The following is a 20,591-nucleotide window of genomic DNA, read 5'->3' as shown; positions in this document are numbered from 1 at the left end:
TTATAATCATACTTCCCAGTCAAGCTGTTCTAAAAACTGATAAACCTCTTCAAAGACTTGTTCCTTTTCTTTTCCCATCGTAATTACATGGCCAGAATTCTCAAACCATTTTATTTCTTTCCTATCCGCTTCTACCTGGTCGTAAATATAAGAAGCACTATCTGTATTAATCATTTCATCTTTTGTTGCCTGGATAACCATTGTTGGCGTATAAATGGTATCAATTTCATTCTTTACTTCTGTAATAAAGTTCCCAAGATCACGAAATACATGATTAGAATTTGCCATAAGCTCTTCTAGTTCAGATTTTATCGTTTCTTCCTCTTTTCCTTCCAATTGCTTGTACTCTTTAGAGAAAGCCTTAAATCCTTTCGTCAACTGGGTTTCATTATCAAAGAACATAGGGGAACACATCGTGATTACTGCTTTCGTCTTTTCCGAATATGCCAATTTTAAACCTAGTACTCCCCCAAGGGAAAGGCCAGCCACGGCAATTTCTTTATACCCTAGTTCTTGCAAATGGCGGTATGCCTCTAGAACATCCTCCCACCACTCTTCTGGGGTTGCTTTAATAAGCTCTTCAGGTGGCAAACCATGTCCTCGGTAAATCGGCGCATGGCTTGTGTAGCCTTGCTTTTCCAGGTAGCGTCCGAGCATTCTTACATCTGCAGAGTGTCCAGTAAATCCATGTAATAATAATACCGCTCGCGGGCCTGCTTCAAACGTAAAAGGTTGTGGTTGTTTTACTTTCATTCGTGTTGCATCTCCTTTATATCTCTGTTTCATTTGATAGCCGTTCAATAAGTAACAGGAGGATAGAAAGGCTTCTCCTCTCACTACTTTTTTGAACATTCTATTTCTACTTTACCCTTTTTTCATCCAGAATAAAAAGCAATAACCCTTATCACAAATGTGATAAGGGTTATTATTATTGTAGGATATATGCACTTAGAAATGCTAAAACGAAAAACAAAACACCGGTCACGATCGTTCCTCTGTGAAGAAAAAGATCAGCCCCTCTTGCCTTTTGTTTCCCAAATAACTGCTCTGCCCCACCAGAAATCGCACCAGACAGTCCTTCACTTTTCCCTGACTGAAATAATACAAAAATAATCATAACGATTGCATCAATAACTAACAATACATGTACTAAAGCTTCCATCTATGCAAGACACCCCCAGATACTAAAACACAAACAATCCGTTGTTTGCGTCTAAATATACCAATACTTATCTCTACTTTAGCACAATCTTGTTTTGGATAGCAAGTCTATTTTAAAAGGATAGATGTTATACTAGACTCACGTAATCATAGTATTAGGAAAACATTTGTAGGGGGACTCTAAATGATAGAAGAAGATTGGCTAGAAGTAGCAGACAATACGGAAATCTATTTTAAGAAATGGTATAACCCTAATCAACAACCAAAAGCGATTATTCAACTGGCTCATGGGATGGTGGAGCATATTAATCGCTATGATGATTTTGCAAAGCAGCTTGTAGATATGGGCTTTTATGTTTATGGGAATGATCACAGAGGACATGGGAAAACTGGAGAACGACAAGGTTTATTAGGCTTCTTTGCCGATAAGGATGGTTTCTCAAAAACGTCAGAGGACCTTTTAATGATGACAAGAAAAATAAAGGCAACATACCCTTCTGTTCCGATCATTCTATTTGGCCACAGTATGGGCTCCTTTCTAGTAAGACATTATATCCAACAACATAGCCATGAGATCCATGGAGCTATTCTCTCTGGCACCGGTTATTTTCCATCCCTCCAATCACGTGCTGGAAAATTCTTAGCGAGCCTACAGCCCGCAAAAGAGCCCTCAGAACTGATGAATTGGCTTGCGTTTGGTCGTTATAATAAAAGAATAAAAGATAAACGCACGAAAGTGGATTGGTTAACCCGAAATGAAACTGCAGTGCAGGATTATGAGCGAGATCCACTCGCAGGCTTTGTCCCAACAGCTCGCTTTTTCTACGATCTAATGTCTGGTCTAATAGTGATTCAAGATAAACAACGGAATCAATCTATTCGAAAAGACCTTCCCATCCTATTATTGAGTGGAGACCAAGATCCAGTAGGCCAATATGGAAGTGGCATATGGAAAACAGCTCAATTATATGACCAAGTAGGACTGAACCGTGTTACTACCATGCTGTTTGAAGAAGGTCGGCATGAATTGCTATTTGAATTAAATAAGCATGAGGTCTATCGAGCCATCGAAGGTTGGATCACTGACACGTTACGTATCAAAGTTTAATCCTTGTGTAATAACGAGCAAGCGTTTAAAATAGACACTGGAGTGTATAAACGTATTTCACGGTTTTATCGCTAATATTTTTTTGCAATAAGGAAGGTTGGTCAAAATGAAGAATGTACAAGGAATCGCTGCATCATCCGGTATTGCTATTGCGAAGGCATACCAACTAGAAACACCAGATCTTTCATTTGAAAAGAAAACAATTGATAATCCACAAGTGGAAATAGAGAGATTGGAAAAAGCGCTTGACGTTTCAAAACAAGAGTTGGAAAAAATCAAAGCACATACGAAGGAACAGCTTGGTGACGAGCATGCAGAGATCTTTTCTGCACATTTATTAGTATTAAGCGACCCTGAGTTAATAAACCCAATGAAAGACAAAATAAACGCTGATAACGTGATGGCAGAAACAGCACTTGAAGAAACAGCTACCATGTTTATTGACATGTTCAAGAGCATGGACAACGAATACATGAGAGAACGCGCTGCTGATATTCATGATGTTACTCAACGTGTGATGGCTCATTTACTTGGTGTAACATTCCCAGACCCTGCATTAATTAATGAGGAAGTAATTGTAATCGCCAAGGATTTAACACCATCTGACACAGCTCAATTAAACAGAGAATTTGTAAAAGGCTTCGCTACAGATATTGGCGGACGTACTTCCCACTCAGCAATCATGGCTAGATCACTTGAGATTCCTGCTGTAGTTGGAACTAAAGAAATTACAACTTCAGTATCTAAAGATGACATGATCATTGTAGATGGAATGGAAGGGAAAGTTATCCTTAACCCATCTGATGAAGAAATTGCATCCTACCGAGAAAAGCAAGAAACGTTTGCAAGACAAAAAGAAGAATGGGCTAAATTAAAAGATGAACCGACATTCACGGCTGACGGGGAACAAGTAGAGCTTGCAGCAAACATCGGTACACCAGAAGATGTAACAGGTGTTCTGAACAACGGCGGGGAAGGTGTTGGACTTTACCGTACCGAATTTCTTTATATGGGTAAAAACGAGCTTCCTACAGAGGACGAGCAGTTTGATGCTTACAAATCCGTTCTAGAACAGATGCAAGGCAAGCCTGTTGTTGTACGTACACTAGATATCGGTGGCGATAAAGAGCTAAACTACTTAGATTTACCGAAAGAACTGAATCCGTTCCTTGGATTTAGAGCAATTCGCTTCTGTTTGGAAAATGAAGATGTTTTCCGTCCACAACTACGCGCACTATTACGTGCAAGTGTTTACGGAAACTTGAAAATCATGTTCCCTATGATTGCGACAATCGAGGAATTCAGAAAAGCTAAAGCAATTCTGCTTGATGAAAAAGAAGCACTTAAAAACGAAGGAAAAGACATTTCTGATGATATCGAAGTAGGTATCATGGTAGAAATCCCTTCTACGGCCGTAATCGCAAAACAATTTGCTAAAGAAGTAGATTTCTTCAGTGTTGGTACAAATGACCTAATTCAATACACGATGGCAGCAGATCGTATGAATGAACAGGTTTCTTACCTTTATCAGCCATACCATCCAGCTATCTTAAACCTAATTAATAACGTGATTGAAGCAGCACACAGTGAAGATAAATGGGTTGGTATGTGTGGAGAAATGGCTGGTGAACCGTTAGCAATTCCAATTCTTCTAGGACTTGGTCTTGATGAGTTCAGCATGAGTGCAACTTCTATCTTGCCTGCACGTACACAATTAAAAGAGCTTTCTAAGAAAAAACTTGCTGCCAATAAGGACAAGATCCTTTCTATGGGAACAGCAGATGAAGTCTTAGAATTTGTTAATGAACTAATTAACTAAATCTAAGTAAAGGTATCATGAAGCCGGAGGGAATCGTTGATTTTAACGAGTTACTCTCCGGCTTTTTCTATACCTTTATTTATAATTTCCAGTTTGTCTTCAATTGGGGTTCGACCTTTATTACGCGGAACTTTTAGTGGGTAACCCATCTGAAGTACAGCAGCAATTTTCATCACGTCATTATTTATTCCAACTCTTTCTACAAACGTTTGATCATGCATGTAAGGTGTAATCGTCCATAACACTCCTACACCGTGTTCCCAGGCAGCGAGTTGGACGTTTTGGATAAATGCACATACTGCAGCATAATCTTCCTCATAGCGAATAGGGTCCTCTTCCACTTCAAAGAAAATTACCGCATGGTGCGGAATTTCTAATAAAAACTGTTTCATCGATTCCTTCATTTTTATAGTTTTAGGTTCTTTGTCTGTACGAAGCATACCAATTCTTTCGTAACTTGATATGATTTCATCGACAAAGAATTTCTTTCCCTTTTCTTGAAATACTTTTATTTGCCAAGGTTCTTTCATGTAATGTGTCGGGGCATAGGAAGCGTAGTGAAAGATATCCAGTAGTACATGATTCTGTACTTCCTCTTTTTTAAAAGTATGTATGGATCGTCTGTTTTTTATCGAGTCTAAAATAGAAATGCGCTTCATCCTCCCACTTATCCTTTTTACAAATAGCATAGCAGGGCTCCCTTTTAATGGTCAATGGGTTAAGTAAAACGTTGGCCACTCATTACAGTCATAAAATCCATAAAGAACTGCTTATAGTTTAACTGGAAGGCAATGTCATGTTTCTTTAGCTCTACTTCTCCATCTGTGAGAAAAGGTCTGATATCGGCAATGCTTTGCCCGCGCTCCGTCCCTTCAGCTGCCTGTACAATATTTACCGGTAATCTTTCATAGGTAAGCATATCTGGCTTGATTACAGCCATTAAAGTTAACACATCGTGCAATGGACTACCAGTTATGGATGGGTTTCTTTCTTTATAAAAATTATAATAATAGTCTAGTAGCGGTTTTACAATGTCTATCGGACCATATGCATCAATATAGTCCACCATTTTTGGTGTTGCAATCGCTTGCTCTGTTACGTTTAGAGGAATTATTTTTAGATTCTCTGCGTATCGGAGTACTACCTGTGCAGCAACCGGATCACCATAAAAATTAGCTTCTGAGACAGCCGTAATATTACCCGGAACCCAAAAAGCCCCTCCCATTACATAATAACCCTTTACCTTACGCATCAAGTCACCATATAGCAGAAACATTGTTGCTAATGAAGTTAAACGACCAATATTAACGATCAGCAAATCGTCATGTTCTTTAATAATATCCACAATTTCATGAAAGTTTTCTGTGACACCATTCATGAAATTTAGCGGAGGAATAATTGGTCCTAAGCCGAACTCGCCATGGATTTCCGGTACGTAAACTGGGAGTTCACCAGTCATTGGTGCTTCAGCTCCTACAATGATGGTTACCTGTTCAGTCATTTCACTACTTAGTAATGTCCGCACATATTGAATATTGGCCAATGCGTTTTCCCTTGAGATATTCCCATAGTCAGCTACAACTCCGACAACGTCAATATCATCATTTAAATAGGCATAAATAAGTGCAACTGTGTCATCTATTCCAATATCGCCAAAAAGCAATACCTTTTGCGCCACTTTAATCTCCCCCTTTATAAAGTGAAACTTCAATCAGTGGGGATTTTCGTTCTTCCCCCACTGATTGTTAGCTGAACGAATCGGGGTGTTAGCGTCCGTTTACTCCCACTAAAAACTAACGGTTTCACTTCATGTTTTGAAGGGGAGGCTTACGGACGGTTGCACCAGGATAATTTTTACATTACATCCTATTTTATTTAACTACAATTTGTCCTATGCTAAGCAGATTGATATCTTCCATTAACAACAGAGACGAGGTTTCTATATAACACAAAAAAGCATCCCCCTTGCTTCTTTTGCAAGGGAGATGCTTCACATTGTGTTTGTTTATTTTTTCAAGTTATAGAATGAATCTAAGCCACCATATACGCCTAGACCAGCTAATTCGTCTTCAATACGAAGTAATTGATTGTACTTAGCTACACGGTCTGTACGAGAAGGTGCACCCGTTTTAATTTGTCCAGCATTTGTAGCTACAGCGATATCAGCGATTGTTGCATCTTCTGTTTCACCTGAACGGTGAGAGATAACAGCAGTGTATCCAGCGCGTTTCGCCATTTCAATTGCTTCAAATGTTTCAGTAAGTGTACCAATTTGGTTCACTTTAACAAGAATAGAATTTCCTACACCTTGCTCAATACCTTGAGAAAGCTTTGTAGTGTTTGTAACAAATAGATCATCCCCAACTAATTGAACGCGGTCACCAAGACGGTCTGTCAATAGTTTATGACCTTCCCAGTCGTTTTCATCAAGGCCATCTTCAATAGAGATGATTGGGTATTTATTTACCATTTCTTCATACCAGTCTACCATTTCAGCAGAAGTACGAACAACACCCTCGCCTTTTAGGTTATATTTTCCATCTTCGTAAATTTCGGAAGCCGCAACGTCCATAGCAAGCTTCACTTCTTCACCTGGTTTGTAACCAGCTGCTTCAATTGCTTCTACAATCGTTTGAAGAGCCTCTTCATTTGAAGCAAGGTTTGGAGCAAATCCACCTTCGTCACCTACACCAGTGTTATATCCTTTTGAGTTAAGAACTTTTTTCAATGAGTGGAAAATCTCAGCACCTGTACGCAATGCTTCTTTGAAAGTCGGAGCAGCTACAGGCATAATCATGAATTCTTGGATATCAACATTGTTATCTGCATGCTCTCCACCATTTACGATATTCATCATAGGTGTTGGCAATGTTTTAGCATTGAATCCACCAAGATAGTTGTAAAGTGGTACTTCTAGATAGCTAGAAGCAGCATGAGCTACAGCCATGGAAACACCAAGAATAGCGTTTGCACCTAATTTTCCTTTGTTTTCTGTACCATCAAGTTCTATCATTAATGCATCAATGATATTTTGACGTGTTACATCAATACCCACTAATTCTGGCGCGATTACTTCATTTACGTTTTGTACTGCTTTCTCCACACCTTTACCTAAATAGCGGTCTTTGTCACCGTCACGTAATTCAACAGCTTCATATTCTCCAGTGGAAGCACCACTTGGTACTAGAGCAGATCCAAATGCACCGGACTCTGTGAATACTTCTACCTCTACTGTTGGGTTACCGCGTGAATCAAGTACTTCTCTTGCATAGACATCTGTAATATATGGCATGTAAATCTCTCCTTTTTTTGGTTTCTCATTCATCTTACCTGACTTTTGTTAAGATAGGCAACTTACTTTAGTAAAGACTTTCCTGTCATTTCCTCTGGTTTGGAAACATCCAGTAGATCAAGTAGAGTTGGAGCAAGATCTGCAAGAATTCCGCCGTCGCGTAATGTTGCATCCTCTTTTGTTACGATAACAGGCACAGGATTTGTCGTATGTGCTGTCATAGGGTCTCCATCCACTGTGATTACTTCATCAGAATTACCGTGATCAGCGGTAATAATTGCATTTCCACCAAGAGAAACGATTTTATCGATTATTTTACCTAAGCATTCATCCACTGTTTCAATTGCTTTTATCGTTGGCTCAAGCATACCAGAATGACCAACCATATCAGGGTTTGCAAAGTTTAAGATAATCGCATTTTGATTTCCTTCATCAAGCTCTTTTAATAACGCGTCTGTTACTTCATATGCACTCATCTCAGGCTGGAGGTCATAAGTTGCAACTTTTGGAGAATCGATAAGAACACGTTTTTCTCCTTCAAATTCTTTCTCGCGTCCGCCACTCATAAAGAATGTAACATGAGGATACTTCTCTGTCTCCGCGATACGTAACTGGTTTAAATTGTTTTGTGCCAGTACTTCACCAATCGTGTTATCAAGATTTGCCGGTTCGTAAGCTACGTAGCCATCCACCGATTCACTGAAATTGGTTAGCATAACAAAGTCAAGATCCTTCGGTACATTTTCTCCCCTGTCAAAATCACGGAAATCTTTATTGGCAAAAGTACGAGAGATTTGAATAGCTCTGTCTGGACGGAAGTTATAAAAGATAATGGAATCTTCGTCCTGTACTTTACCTACTGGTTGGCCACTTTCATCTGTAATCACAGAAGGAAGAACGAATTCATCATAGATGCCATTTTTGTAGGAATCTTCTACTACTTCTTCAGCATTTGTATACGTCGGCCCGTCACCGTGAACCATCGCGTCATAGGCTTTCTTAACACGCTCCCAACGCTTATCGCGATCCATGGAATAATAGCGACCAGAAACCGTTGCAATTTTTCCGATACCCAGCTCTTTCATTTTATCTTCTGTTTGGGCAATGTACTTTTTAGCTGTTTGCTGGCCTACATCACGGCCATCTAAAAATGCATGTACATAAACCTCTTCCAGGCCATTGTCTTTGGCAAGCTTCAGCAATGCGAACATATGGCTAATATGACTGTGGACACCACCATCAGACAATAGACCAAAGATATGCAACGCCTTGCCTTTTTCTTTAGCAGAACGAATTGATTTTAAGAAAGCTTCTTTTTCGAAAAAGTCTCCTTCTTTAATAGAAAGATTAACTCTCGTTAAACTTTGATACACAATTCTACCTGCACCAATATTCAGATGACCTACTTCGGAGTTACCCATTTGACCTTCAGGCAGGCCTACAGCCTCTCCACTGGCGGTTAGCTGATTATGTGCGTACTTCTCCCAGAATCGGTCGAAATTAGGTGTATTAGCTTGTTTTACCGCATTTCCCATCTCTTCATCGCGTATCGCAAATCCGTCAAGGATAATCAATGCAGCTAATTTATTTTGTGTCATTATTTACCAGCCTCCACGAGCTGCAAGAATGAGTCTGCCTCCAGACTTGCTCCGCCAACTAAGGCACCATCAATATCTGATTGAGCAAGTAATTCCTTAATGTTTGCTGGTTTCACACTACCACCATATTGTAGAACAACTTTTTCTGCTGTTTCTTCTGATGTCACATCTTTAACAACATTACGGATATGTGTACAAACTTCATTTGCTTGTTCACTTGTGGCTGTTTTTCCAGTTCCGATCGCCCAGATTGGTTCATACGCGATAATCGTACTAGCCACCTGTTCCTCAGAAAGTCCTTCTAAAGCAGCTTTTACCTGGTTGCCTACATGATTCATTGTTTCATTTGCTTCACGTTGATCAAGTGTTTCACCAACACAAACGATTGGAGTTAGACCGTGTTTAAATGCAGCCTGTGTTTTTTTATTTACTGATTCATCTGTTTCTGCAAAAAGCTCTCTACGCTCAGAGTGTCCAAGTACGACATGTGTAACGCCGAGATCTTTTAACATTCCAGGACTTACTTCCCCTGTGAATGCACCACTTTCTTCATAATGCATGTTTTGTGCCGCTATTTTCACTGGTGAATTTTTTGTTTGCTCCACCAAGCTAGCAAGGAAAGGGAATGGTGCACAAACAATTGCTTCAGTCTGGTCTGATTCGGGCGCTTTATTTACAACTTCTCCTACAAATTCAGTCGCCTCAGACAATACTTTGTTCATTTTCCAGTTACCTGCAATCACATTCTTACGCATACGATCACCTCTTCAATAAATTTTGATTCAAAAACAATTATTTATCGTTTAAAGCTTCCACACCTGGAAGTGCTTTGCCTTCCATGAATTCTAGGGATGCTCCACCACCGGTAGAAACATGATCCATGTCTTCCGCATAATCAAATTTCTCTACTGCAGCAGCAGAATCTCCACCACCAATTACAGTATAACCTTCTGTGTTTGCAAGGCTCTCTGCAACAGCTTTTGTTCCACCAGCAAATACGTTTAATTCAAATACTCCCATTGGCCCGTTCCAAATTACTAGTTTGGAATCTGCCACAATCTGGCTGTATTTCTCACGCGTTTTTGGCCCGATATCTAATGCTTCCCAATCCGCAGGAATTTCTTCAATATCTACAATTTTGGTATTTGCCTCTTCAGAGAAGTCATCTGCTACCACAACATCTACTGGCAATACAAAATTAACGCCGTTATCTTTTGCTTTTTGCATGAATTCTTTCGCAAGATCAAGTTTATCTTCTTCTAATAAAGATTTTCCAATTTCATGGCCTTGTGCTTTGATAAACGTATACGCAAGTCCACCACCAACGATAAGGTTATCTACTTTATCAAGAAGGTTATCTATTACATTAATTTTATCTTTAACTTTCGCTCCACCTATAATGGCTGTAAAAGGACGCTCAGGGTTTTCAAGTGCTTTACCCAGTACTGCAATTTCCTTTTCCAAAAGTTTACCAGCAACTGCTGGAAGCTTCTCCGCAACACCTGCAGTGGAAGCATGTGCACGATGAGCTGCGCCAAAGGCATCATTTACATAGATATCAGCCATATCTGCGAATGCTTGAGCAAGCTGTTCGTCATTTTTTTCTTCTCCTGCTTCAAAACGTACATTCTCTAAAAGTAGAATATCGCCACCACTTAAGCGAGATAGGGCTTCGTTTACTTCACTGCCGTATACTTCGTCTGTTTTTACTACTTCTTTGCCAAGAAGATCGCTAAGACGTTTTGCAACAGGGTCAAGGCGTAACTCTTCCACTGCTTCGCCCTTTGGACGACCTAAATGACTTGCAAGAATAACGGTGGCACCTTGTTCACTAAGATACTGGATAGTCGGCAGGGCTGCCTTAATTCTAGTATCGTCTGTAACCTCTCCGTCCTTCATTGGTACGTTAAAATCGACACGACAAAAGACCTTTTTACCTTTAACGTCAATGTCTTGAAGTGTTTTCTTATTCATTAAAACAACCTCCTGCTTTATTAAATTATGTAGCACTTATAGCTTTTCCCTTAATAGTTTGAGGTTAATCATGTAACAAGCAAAAGACGAAGGAGGATTTATCTCCTCCTCCGCCTGCTTTAATCAACCTGACTGCTGGTAAGGTGAACCTTACAGTCCTTGTTTTTTAAGAAATGCAGCTAGATCCACACAACGTGAAGAATAACCCATTTCATTGTCATACCAAGAGATTACTTTAACCATGTTATCTTCAAGTACCATAGTTGATAGACCATCAATGATTGATGAATGTGAGTTACCTACGATATCAGAAGAAACAAGTGGCTCTTCGCTGTACTCAAGGATTCCTTTAAGGTCGCCTTCTGCAGCTTCTTTCAATGCAGCATTAACGTCTTCAGCTGTAACGTTTTTATCCAACTCTACTACTAGGTCAACTAGAGAACCATCTGGAGTTGGAACGCGAACTGCTCCACCGTTTAATTTGCCGTTTAATTCAGGAAGTACTTTACCTACTGCTTTCGCTGCACCAGTTGTTGTTGGAATAATGTTTTCTGCTGCTGCACGAGCACGACGGTAGTCTTTATGTGGCAAATCAAGGATTTGCTGATCGTTAGTGTAAGAGTGAATTGTTGTCATCAAGCCACGTTTAACACCAAATTTATCATTTAATACTTTTGCATATGGTGCAAGACAGTTTGTAGTACAAGAAGCGTTAGAGATAATGTTATGGCTAGATGGATCGTATTGATCATCGTTTACACCCATAACTAGTGTAAGGTCTTCATCTTGTGCAGGTGCGGAAATAATTACTTTTTTCGCTCCAGCTTCAATGTGTTTCTGTGCATCTTCACCTTTAGTGAAGCGACCAGTTGATTCAATAACAACTTCTACACCAAGATCTCCCCAGCCTAAATCTGCAGGGTTACGCTCAGATAGTACTTTAATTTCTTTTCCACCAACAACAAGGTTGGAACCATTTACTGAAATTTCTTGATCAAGTTTACCATGAACAGAATCGTATTTTAACAAGTGTGCTAACATATTAGCATCTGTTAAATCGTTTACTGCTACTACTTCTACTTCATCATTTTTAAGTGATTGACGAAATACGTTACGTCCAATTCTACCAAAACCATTAATACCTACTTTTACTGCCATGTATATTCCTCCTATAAATAGAAATTAATTTTATATATAAAAGGGTTACCCCTTCAATATCTCTTTCGCAGCTGCTTCATCCGTGATCAGAAGATTACTCTTCCCCTGTTTAAAATAAGAATCGATTGCTTTTCCTTTGGAGCTACCGCCCGCAATGGTCACAACATGATCGATTGTTTGAAGGTCCTCTAATTGAATGCCTACGGTGCGTACCTTATATACAACATTACCCATTGCATCAAAATAGTAACCAAAAGCTTCACTGATAGCCTGTTTGTTATAGAGTTCCACAGAAACCTGCTCGGGTGTTTTTCGACGTTTCGCCATTGTCATGGCGTCGCCAATTCCGTGAAGGACAACTGTTGCTCCCTTAACCTGCTGAAGTGTTTCGTTAATAGATGGCTCGTTAATAATTGTCTGATAAGCAGATTCACTCAAAGGATCTGGTGCGTAAAGCAAACGGTATTGTACGCCGGCCTTTCTGGCCATTTCAGCAACGATTGTGTTGGCTTGGTTTTCTACCTTTTCCCCAATTCCCCCACGCGCTGGTACAAATAAATAACTATTTGCCTTATCTAAAGGGTTCATGACATTCGCTACAGCTGCCATTGTAGTCCCACCAGTAACTGCGATTATATCCTCGTTATCTACTACAGACTGAAGAAAGGAAACACAAGCTTTCCCCATTTCTTGTTTGACCCATTCATATTGATCACTATTTCCAGGCACCACAATGACCTGCTCAATATTCAATTTATCCTTGATTTGCTTTTCTAAAACACTTAAACCTTTAATTTCATTCATAAATTCGGCCAACTGTTCTAGAATTACCTTACCCTCTTTTGAAATATACATTCCTTTTGTGGTAATTTTTATGAGTCCTTGTTTAGATAGGAAGTCGACCTCACTACGGGCATTTCTTTCAGACAAACCAGTGTTTTCCGCCAAACTACGTCTTCCAATTGGCTGAAACAAGTCTACACTGTGCAATACAGCATACCTTTGCTGCATTACTTCCACTAAATCTGGAACTAGTTTTTTCTGCAAATCAATTAGATCACTCATTTAGATCCCCTCTTGCTGGACACAAAAAGTCCCAGATGGTTATATTGTGTCCCAGAAACATCAAAAAAAACTTCCTTCGACATTTATTATAGCAAAGATATAAAATTTCACAACTAAAATGAATTGTTCAGTCCTCCGTCTTCTACAAAAAAGTAGTCACCCGTCATTTTGAAACGCTCGTACAAGTGTGTTCCATCCCATTTGGGAACCATCAACAAAATTCTTTCCGATAATCACACATGGGATAAGTAAATGATAGCGCTCCATCCACTCATCATTCGTTTCGATATCCCTTTCTATTAAATTAAAGCTATAATCCTTTTGAAGAAGCTCCAACATCATTTTTGCTTCATCACATAATGAACAAGGGTTCTTTGTGTATAAAATTACATTTCTCATGTCATGTTTCCTTTCTCTTGCTAGAAGATGGGATTTCCTGGCGCTCACGGTATTTCATTACTGTCCTTCTGGCGATGTGTAGCCCGTACACTGCCTCCAATTTTTCCTTAATCTCTCTATCTGATAATGGCTTCCGTTTATTTTCGTTTTTAACCAGGTCAGCGATTTGTTGTTTCACAACAATGGAAGAAGTTTTCGTACCATCTGATTGTTGAATTCCTGATTGCAGAAAAAAATTTAATGGAAATACTCCACTTGCTGTTTGAATATATTTGTTAGAAACCGTTCTGCTTATTGTAGAAGTATGCAACTCAAGAACATCTGCAATTTCTTTTAGTGTTAAAGGTTGAAGCATGGACAAGCCATTTTCGAAAAAAGGAGATTGCTTCTCTATTATACAATGAATCACCCGTTCTAATGTATTAAGTCTATATGAAATAGCTTTTCTAAGTGATTCAACTTGGCTCCATTTATTATTAAGGTAACGTACAACGTATTTTTCATCTGACACGAATTCTTTATAATTTGGATTTATCTTTATGCTAGGGCTGCTCCAAGAAAAAAACGAAACATGCCATTTTCCCTGTTGCTTATAAATAGAAGCTTCCGGTGTAATATAGTTCGTCATTTTGGTTGTTATCCGCTTCCCTGGTTTTGGATCGCATCTTTTAACCTTTGCCAACAAGCCTTCTACCTCAGGTTTGGACAAACTATAATATTTTGTTATAGATGAAACATCCCCTGCAGCAACCCAATTTAGTTTATCTTCTAACAAGTCTTGTAAAAAGTCAGGATCGGGGGCATCTTGTGCTAGTTGTAGGCAAATGCATTCGCTTAGTGACCTGGCTCCTATACCAGTTGGTTCCAACGATTGAATATACAATAGTGCCTTTTCAGCGCTTTGCAGGGTTATGTCACATGCATTGGCCCAAAATTCCAAATCAATCTCAAGGTACCCGCTTTCATTTAATGAATCAATTCCATATAAAACGGCATGATGTATCTCCTTGGGTATAGTTAGCATATATAATTGCTTTTTTAGTTTCTCATACATGGTTAATTTCTTCGCATTTAATTCGACAGGGGCTACTAGCCCCCCTTTAGATGGATGGGAATAGGAAACACCATCCTGATAAATAACTTCTTCTATTAAAGGATTTTCTTTTTCAATTTCCTTTATATATTCCATTAAATCCATACTCGAATATTGCAGTAATTGGAGAGATTGAAGAAGGGATTGGTTCATTTTATGTTCAAGTACCTGTTCTTGTAGTAAATTCATCCTCATCCCCCTATATATACTCCAACTCTTATTTTGCCATAAAATCACAGTTCCTTCTACGCTTACACCTCATATAGGTGTTAAACCTGAATATGCTTTCAACACTTCTCTCTACTATTCACGATACCCTGTGTTTGCTTTCACCTGGACTTCGGCATACCGTTTCAAGTCAACTTCTTTAGAGAATACTGTCCCTAAATACCCCCCTAAGAAACCTAATGGAACAGATATTATAGCCGGATTAGTTAACGAGAAGATAGGTTCCCCAACAAATAGTGCTGCACCTTCGATAGGGGAAAAAACGTTTGGACTAATTGCCACCAAAATTAATGCAGAAACTAACCCTAATACCATCGCTGTTACAGCACCACTTGTATTAAAACGCTTCCAGTATATCGTGTAAAGAATAACAGGTAAGTTCGCACTTGCCGCCACGCAAAACGCTAACGATACTAAAAAGGCGACATTCATATTTTGAGCAAATAATGCAAGTAGTATGGAAAAGATAGAAACACCTAAAGAGGCATATCGTGCTGCCAGCATTTGCTGCTTATCCGTTGCATTTCCTTTTTTTATAATTTGTCCGTAAATATCGTGTGCAAATGCAGAAGCTCCTGACAAAACTAACCCTGCAACAACTGCAAGTATCGTGGCAAATGCTACTGCTGAAACGAATGACATTAACAAATTACCACCAAGTACTTCAGCCAATAAAGGTGCTGCCATATTACCAGCCGGATTAGCCGCAGCTATAAGTTCCTCGCCCACAAAAGCAGCTGCCCCAAACCCTAGAAAAATCGTTAGTATATAAAAAATTCCAACAACCCATGTAGCGGTAACGACGGAGCTTCTTGCTGTTCTAGCATTTTTCACTGTAAAGAAACGCATTAAGATATGAGGTAAACCAGCAGTCCCTAATACAAGTGCCAACATTAAGGATATCGTGTCCAAAGGAACGGTATACTTTAGCCCTGGGTTTAAGTAATCGGCCCCATGACTCGTCGCTGTTTTCATTTCACTAAACATTCCAAGTATATTAAAGTTAAATTTTGCGAGTACCATAAAAGCAATAATAACAGTACCAATCATTAATAATACCGCTTTAATAATTTGAACCCAACTTGTCGCAGTCATGCCTCCAAATAATACATAAATAGTCATCATTACCCCAACTATTAGTACGGCAATCCAATAATCTATCCCGAATAATAGTTGGATGAGAGCACCTGCCCCTACGAGCTGCGCAATCATATAAAATATAACAATCGTAAGCGTACTTAGGGCAGCAATTCCTCTTACCTTTTTTGCATCAAACCTCGCATTTATCATGTCAGCAAGTGTGTATTTACCTAAGTTTCTCAAAGGCTCTGCCACTAAAAACATAACTACTAAGTACGCTATTAAAAAGCCAATACTGTAAAAGAAACCATCAAATCCATAAAGCGCAATGGCACCAGCAATACCTAAAAAGGAAGCTGCAGACAAATAATCTCCAGCGATAGCAAGTCCATTTTGCCAACCGGTTAATCCGCCACCTGCTGTATAAAAATCACCAGTTGTTTGAGTCTTTTTAGCCGCAAAATAAGTAATAACCAATGTAGCGAGGACGATTACTAAAAAAAGTGTCACAACCGTTCCGTTCATTCTTTCCCCTCCCCTAATTGGTCAGCTATTATCTCATCAGATTGTTTATCAAAATGCGCAGATTTTTTAACATAGATAATACAAAACACCCACGTCATAATAAATTGCGCAAATGCAAAAATCCATGCCCAAGATATGTCACCAATCGCTGGAGAATTTAAAAAAGTAGTGTAAGAGGTTAAAATCGGGAGCAGAAAATAAAACACTAAAAATATAATGGTTAACGGGACAATGAATCTTTTACGCTTTGCAAGTAAATTCTTAAATGAAGAACTTTCGGCGATTTTCTGATAGTCTGGTTTACCTCCTGTAAAATCTTCGTGTTTGTATCCGCTTTCATAGCTCATCCTATTTCCTCCTTGATTACATGCTTCATACGAGTACAAGCATGTGCTGAATAAATTAAATGGTATACTAATTTTTGTTAAGTTACAATAAATTTTAGGAATATTCTTTAAATTGGTAATATAGTCTTAGTCTAGATACTGAGATAGAGGAAGTTTGTCTTAAATGGTAACTTTATGAACAGAAGAATAAATAGAAACCATAGTAGCGTACCTTAGTACCTTATTCCATACTTCAAATCTGAAAATCACGTTTTAATTTGGTATAGTTAAATATGGCGGTTTCGAGGGATTTTCACAAAAGTTTGTCGATTATATAGCCACTAAAACATTAGTAAGGATGATGAATGTATGATAGAAGTTTATACAGATGGCGCTTCTCGAGGAGACCCAGGTAAAAGCGGTGCAGGTATCTACATAAAACAAGGAAAAACTAAATTTGAGTATGCGATACCTTTAGGAGAACTTTCCAATCATGAGGCAGAATTTCTCGCAGTAATAAAAGCTTTGGAGATTTGTGAGGAGAATTTTCCTAATGAGATTATTTCAATCAGGTCTGATTCGAAATTGGTGGTGGACGTTGTGGAAAAGAACTTTACACGCAACCAAAGCTATAAGCCATTTTTAGAAACCATTGTCCAAAAATCTGCTACGTTTCCCTACTTTTTTATTAAATGGATACCCGAGAAGCAAAACTATCATGCAGACAGACTCGCCAAGCAAGCTATAAATTAAAACGAACATTTGGTGGAGTTTCTCCCCCTCTTCAAATGTTCGTTGAACGAATCGGACCTCTACTGGTTGATTCCCCTTGCATTCTAAATCTGGGCCCTACTGCCAGTTAAGTCTAGAAATGAAATACTATAAACAAAGGAGTTTAGTTCATGCCACACCGTAAAAGAAAGAAAGAGAGTATTGTTCATCTTATTTTGAGGTACTTCATGCTTTTCATTGGCGCAGCATTAGCAGCAGCCTCTATTGAGCTTTTTCTCGTCCCTAATGAAATTATTGATGGCGGGATTATCGGTACCTCCCTGTTAATCAACTATTTAACCGGTTTTAGCTTCGGGGTGCTTGTATTACTTATCAATATTCCTTTTTTGTATGCCGGACTAAAACGACTCGGGAAAGATTTTCTGTTTTCCTCACTATTTAGCATTCTCGCCCTTGCTATCGTTGAGTCATCCTTACACCATGTAGCACCCATAACAGATGACACTTTGCTGGCAACAGTATTTGGTGGTCTTTCACTTGGGGCAGGTGTTGGGATTGTCATCCGCAACTCCGGTGCATTGGATGGTACAGAAATCCTGGGTATTATATTATCGAGAAAAATCCCATTCTCAGTCGGTGAATTTGTGATGTTTATTAACATTTTTATCTTTCTCTGGGCAGGATTTGTGCTTGGCTGGGAACAAGCAATGTTTTCCATCCTAACTTATTACATTGCGTCCAAAACAATCGATGCAGTAGGGCAAGGATTTAATGAAACAAAAGCAGCCATAATTGTTTCCAATTTAACAGGCGAGATTGCTGATGAAATAGGAGAGACACTTGGAAGAGGCGTAACCAAGCTGTATGGTCAGAACAGCTACCAGGAAACCGATACGGAAGTGATTTACGTAGTCGTGACTAGACTTGAAGTGGCCAAGCTGAAGGTGCTCATACATGATATTGATCCAACCGCTTTTACGACCATAATGGATACGCAAGAAGTTCATGGAGGTAGATTTAAAAGCGTAGGTCACTAATTTACAAAAAGGTTTACTAGAAACTCCTTAACATGATAGTTCTAAAATCCCAAAATAGTTAATAAAAGCCAAGCGATGTATTATAGTCGCTTGGCTTTTATTTTCAACTTCTCTCTCTCTATGCGAAAAAAGTATTAACATTATTGTCTATTTTCAACCCGGTTTTCTATTTTTCCTATGTTCTCTATCTCGACGGTAACTGCATCACCGCCGTTTAGAAAACCTGGTGGGTCCATAGCAAAACCGACACCATTCGGAGTACCAGTCAAGATAATGTCACCTGGCTCTAATGTCATAATTGAGGATATGAATTCAATTAGGTAAGGAATATTAAAAATAAGATGCCTCGTATTTGATGATTGACGTTCCTCCCCATTCACAAATGACTTTATTTCCAGTTTAGCCGGATCAGTAATCTCATCCGCTGTCACAATCCATGGCCCGACAGGTGTACTGCGGTCAAGGGTTTTTCCCTGCAACCATTGTGGTGTACGTTTTTGTAGGTCTCGAGCAGAAATATCATTTCCAATAGTATAGCCAAGAATATATTCACCTGCATTTTCTTTATGTACATTGGAAGCTTCTTTCCCAATAACAATGGTCAATTCTGCTTCATAATCAAGCTTGCTTGTTAAATGGCTTTTTATAATAACGTCCTCTGGCCCAATCAATGTATTGGCAAACTTGGCAAATAATACAGGGTAGTCTGGTACGTCACTTTTCATTTCTGCTGCATGCTCAGCATAATTTTTCCCAACACAGATGATCTTTCCAGGTCGCGAAATAGGCGTACCCAATTCGACCTCTTCCCTATCAAACTGTAATCGCTCAACGTGTGTACGTTCAACAAAGTCCAAAGCCTGTTTTGCTAGTTCTATTGCATCTGGCCCAGCTAGAAAAAAGGCATTTGGGTCTGCTGGAAAGTTCTCTGTACCTTCTCCCCCATTTGCCATCTCCATTTGTCTAAATGCATACTCCAGGTCCAATACATTCTTTTTATCTAACATTGCCCCAATCCGAAATGGGCTATTTTTTCCTTTTCTATAGCTAACAAGTTTCATATTCTCACCTCTTTATAATTTAGGAGTGTTGATGGATAATGTCTTGTACCTCTCTTAGTTGTGAGACGGAGATCTGGCCGGGTGCAGATTGGTGCTTTCCAGCAGCAAACGTAGCAGCACTTCCAAAAATTTCTCCAGACAGACGGCTTAATAAACCTAGTTTCCCCATCGCCATAGTAATGACAGGCAGTCCTGATTCCTTCGCCTCCTGGGTCACATCCAATAGTGTTAACAAATCCTTCACCGTCTGTGGCATCACCGCAATTTTAGGAATATCCGCACCAAGTGAGGCCATTTTTTGCAAACGAAAAAGCAAGGTTTCCTTTGCAGGCGTGTGGGTGAATTCATGGTTAGACAGGATAATCTTTACGCCTTGCTGTTTTGCATGGTTCATCATTTCTCGTAGCATGGTTTCATCTGTAAGTAATTCCATATCTACGAGTTCTACTAGTTTTGTATCAAGTACAACTTTTGTTAGATTAAAATAGTCGACTAAGGGCATAGGGCAATTACCGCCCTCTTGTTCGGTTCGAAAGGTGAATAAAAGTGGTGTGTTAGGTACCTGCTCTCGAATTAGGCTCAGCATATGCTTTACTGCAGCGTAATCTGCCACTCTTTTAAAAGCATCTGCCCGCCATTCGATAACATCCGGATTCAACTCTTTAATATAATCGATCTCTTCCAGTAATTCGCTCTCAGAGTCTCCCATAATAGGAACTATTATTTTGGGAGTCCCTTCTCCTATTGTAATGTGTTTTACCTTTATTGATTTCATTTGTTATCCTCCAGTAGTATTTCTCTATAACTATTCTATCATTTTTAGCCCAACATTTTCAGATAATTTACTAGCTGTCTCTTTAAAGTATAAAAAAGTGACTCTCTTACCATACAACGTTACAATATGATATCTTTCCCCTATACTAGAATAAATTAAT

General features: G+C 39.1%; 20 protein-coding genes. 4 read left to right on the top strand and 16 right to left on the bottom strand.

Annotated features, from left to right (window positions below; translation table 11 throughout):
* Window positions 1–6: 6 nt before the first annotated feature.
* Window positions 7–753: an alpha/beta hydrolase gene (locus ACTWPF_RS06825; RefSeq protein ID WP_106898550.1), complete on the bottom strand. Its 747-nt coding sequence runs from the start codon at window positions 751–753 to the stop codon at window positions 7–9.
* Between the two features lie 175 nt (window positions 754–928).
* Window positions 929–1,162 (bottom strand): preprotein translocase subunit SecG, encoded by a 234-nt coding sequence (gene secG / locus ACTWPF_RS06820; RefSeq protein ID WP_036574975.1) that lies wholly within the window; start codon window positions 1,160–1,162, stop codon window positions 929–931.
* Between the two features lie 183 nt (window positions 1,163–1,345).
* Here secG and ACTWPF_RS06815 point away from each other — a divergent pair, with 183 nt between their 5' ends.
* A complete protein-coding gene (locus ACTWPF_RS06815; protein ID WP_238020199.1) occupies window positions 1,346–2,269 on the top strand; it encodes an alpha/beta hydrolase in 924 nt (307 codons plus the stop codon).
* Window positions 2,270–2,375: 106 nt separating this feature from the next.
* The gene (ptsP, locus tag ACTWPF_RS06810) at window positions 2,376–4,088 is read left to right on the top strand and encodes a phosphoenolpyruvate--protein phosphotransferase (protein WP_443148761.1); all 1,713 of its coding nucleotides are present in this window, start codon (window positions 2,376–2,378) and stop codon (window positions 4,086–4,088) included.
* A gap of 50 nt (window positions 4,089–4,138) precedes the next feature.
* On the opposite strand, the gene ACTWPF_RS06805 is transcribed toward ptsP, so the two are convergent.
* The 12 genes from ACTWPF_RS06805 to ACTWPF_RS06750 form a co-directional block, all read right to left on the bottom strand.
* Complete coding sequence (locus tag ACTWPF_RS06805; RefSeq protein WP_443148760.1) at window positions 4,139–4,777, bottom strand: nitroreductase family protein; 639 nt, start codon at window positions 4,775–4,777, stop codon at window positions 4,139–4,141.
* Between the two features lie 29 nt (window positions 4,778–4,806).
* Window positions 4,807–5,766, bottom strand: a complete 960-nt coding sequence (locus ACTWPF_RS06800; protein WP_443148759.1) for a nucleoside hydrolase — start codon at window positions 5,764–5,766, stop codon at window positions 4,807–4,809.
* Between the two features lie 327 nt (window positions 5,767–6,093).
* Window positions 6,094–7,380, bottom strand: a complete 1,287-nt coding sequence (gene eno / locus ACTWPF_RS06795; protein WP_443148758.1) for a phosphopyruvate hydratase — start codon at window positions 7,378–7,380, stop codon at window positions 6,094–6,096.
* 62 nt (window positions 7,381–7,442) lie between these two features.
* Complete coding sequence (gene gpmI / locus ACTWPF_RS06790; RefSeq protein ID WP_443148757.1) at window positions 7,443–8,978, bottom strand: 2,3-bisphosphoglycerate-independent phosphoglycerate mutase; 1,536 nt, start codon at window positions 8,976–8,978, stop codon at window positions 7,443–7,445.
* Window positions 8,978–9,733 (bottom strand): triose-phosphate isomerase, encoded by a 756-nt coding sequence (tpiA, locus tag ACTWPF_RS06785; protein WP_036574987.1) that lies wholly within the window; start codon window positions 9,731–9,733, stop codon window positions 8,978–8,980. Before tpiA ends, gpmI begins: the two co-directional genes overlap by 1 nt.
* 37 nt (window positions 9,734–9,770) lie before the next feature.
* The gene (locus ACTWPF_RS06780; protein ID WP_443148756.1) at window positions 9,771–10,952 is read right to left on the bottom strand and encodes a phosphoglycerate kinase; all 1,182 of its coding nucleotides are present in this window, start codon (window positions 10,950–10,952) and stop codon (window positions 9,771–9,773) included.
* A 150-nt stretch (window positions 10,953–11,102) separates the two neighbouring features.
* Window positions 11,103–12,110 (bottom strand): type I glyceraldehyde-3-phosphate dehydrogenase, encoded by a 1,008-nt coding sequence (gene gap / locus ACTWPF_RS06775; protein ID WP_036574991.1) that lies wholly within the window; start codon window positions 12,108–12,110, stop codon window positions 11,103–11,105.
* A gap of 45 nt (window positions 12,111–12,155) precedes the next feature.
* Window positions 12,156–13,175 (bottom strand): sugar-binding transcriptional regulator, encoded by a 1,020-nt coding sequence (locus ACTWPF_RS06770; protein ID WP_106897315.1) that lies wholly within the window; start codon window positions 13,173–13,175, stop codon window positions 12,156–12,158.
* Between the two features lie 156 nt (window positions 13,176–13,331).
* Complete coding sequence (locus ACTWPF_RS06765) at window positions 13,332–13,574, bottom strand: glutaredoxin family protein (protein ID WP_106897316.1); 243 nt, start codon at window positions 13,572–13,574, stop codon at window positions 13,332–13,334.
* A 1-nt stretch (window position 13,575) separates the two neighbouring features.
* Window positions 13,576–14,856, bottom strand: a complete 1,281-nt coding sequence (rpoN, locus tag ACTWPF_RS06760) for an RNA polymerase factor sigma-54 (RefSeq protein ID WP_443148755.1) — start codon at window positions 14,854–14,856, stop codon at window positions 13,576–13,578.
* Between the two features lie 114 nt (window positions 14,857–14,970).
* Window positions 14,971–16,500, bottom strand: a complete 1,530-nt coding sequence (locus tag ACTWPF_RS06755) for a solute symporter family protein (protein WP_443148754.1) — start codon at window positions 16,498–16,500, stop codon at window positions 14,971–14,973.
* Window positions 16,497–16,847, bottom strand: coding sequence for a DUF485 domain-containing protein (locus ACTWPF_RS06750; RefSeq protein ID WP_161465547.1), 351 nt, complete (start codon window positions 16,845–16,847; stop codon window positions 16,497–16,499). Before ACTWPF_RS06750 ends, ACTWPF_RS06755 begins: the two co-directional genes overlap by 4 nt.
* Before the next feature lie 348 nt (window positions 16,848–17,195).
* On the opposite strand from ACTWPF_RS06750, the gene ACTWPF_RS06745 reads away from it, so the two are divergent.
* On the top strand, window positions 17,196–17,579 hold the full coding sequence (locus tag ACTWPF_RS06745; protein WP_106897319.1) for a ribonuclease HI family protein: 384 nt from the start codon (window positions 17,196–17,198) through the stop codon (window positions 17,577–17,579).
* Between the two features lie 149 nt (window positions 17,580–17,728).
* A complete protein-coding gene (locus ACTWPF_RS06740) occupies window positions 17,729–18,595 on the top strand; it encodes a YitT family protein (protein WP_106897320.1) in 867 nt (288 codons plus the stop codon).
* Between the two features lie 140 nt (window positions 18,596–18,735).
* On the opposite strand, the gene ACTWPF_RS06735 is transcribed toward ACTWPF_RS06740, so the two are convergent.
* Both ACTWPF_RS06735 and aroD read right to left on the bottom strand, forming a co-directional pair.
* Entirely contained in the window at window positions 18,736–19,656 is a 921-nt protein-coding gene (locus tag ACTWPF_RS06735) for a fumarylacetoacetate hydrolase family protein (RefSeq protein ID WP_443148753.1), read from the bottom strand.
* 19 nt (window positions 19,657–19,675) lie between these two features.
* A complete protein-coding gene (aroD, locus tag ACTWPF_RS06730) occupies window positions 19,676–20,431 on the bottom strand; it encodes a type I 3-dehydroquinate dehydratase (protein ID WP_443148752.1) in 756 nt (251 codons plus the stop codon).
* Window positions 20,432–20,591 lie beyond the last annotated feature (160 nt).

Origin of the sequence: Oceanobacillus sp. M65 (genome assembly GCF_052246275.1) — a bacterium.
Taxonomy (GTDB): Bacteria; Bacillota; Bacilli; order Bacillales; family Amphibacillaceae; genus Oceanobacillus_B; species Oceanobacillus_B jordanicus.
The sequence above is the reverse complement of the archived record's forward strand: the minus strand, read 5'-3'. Positions and strand labels throughout refer to the sequence as shown.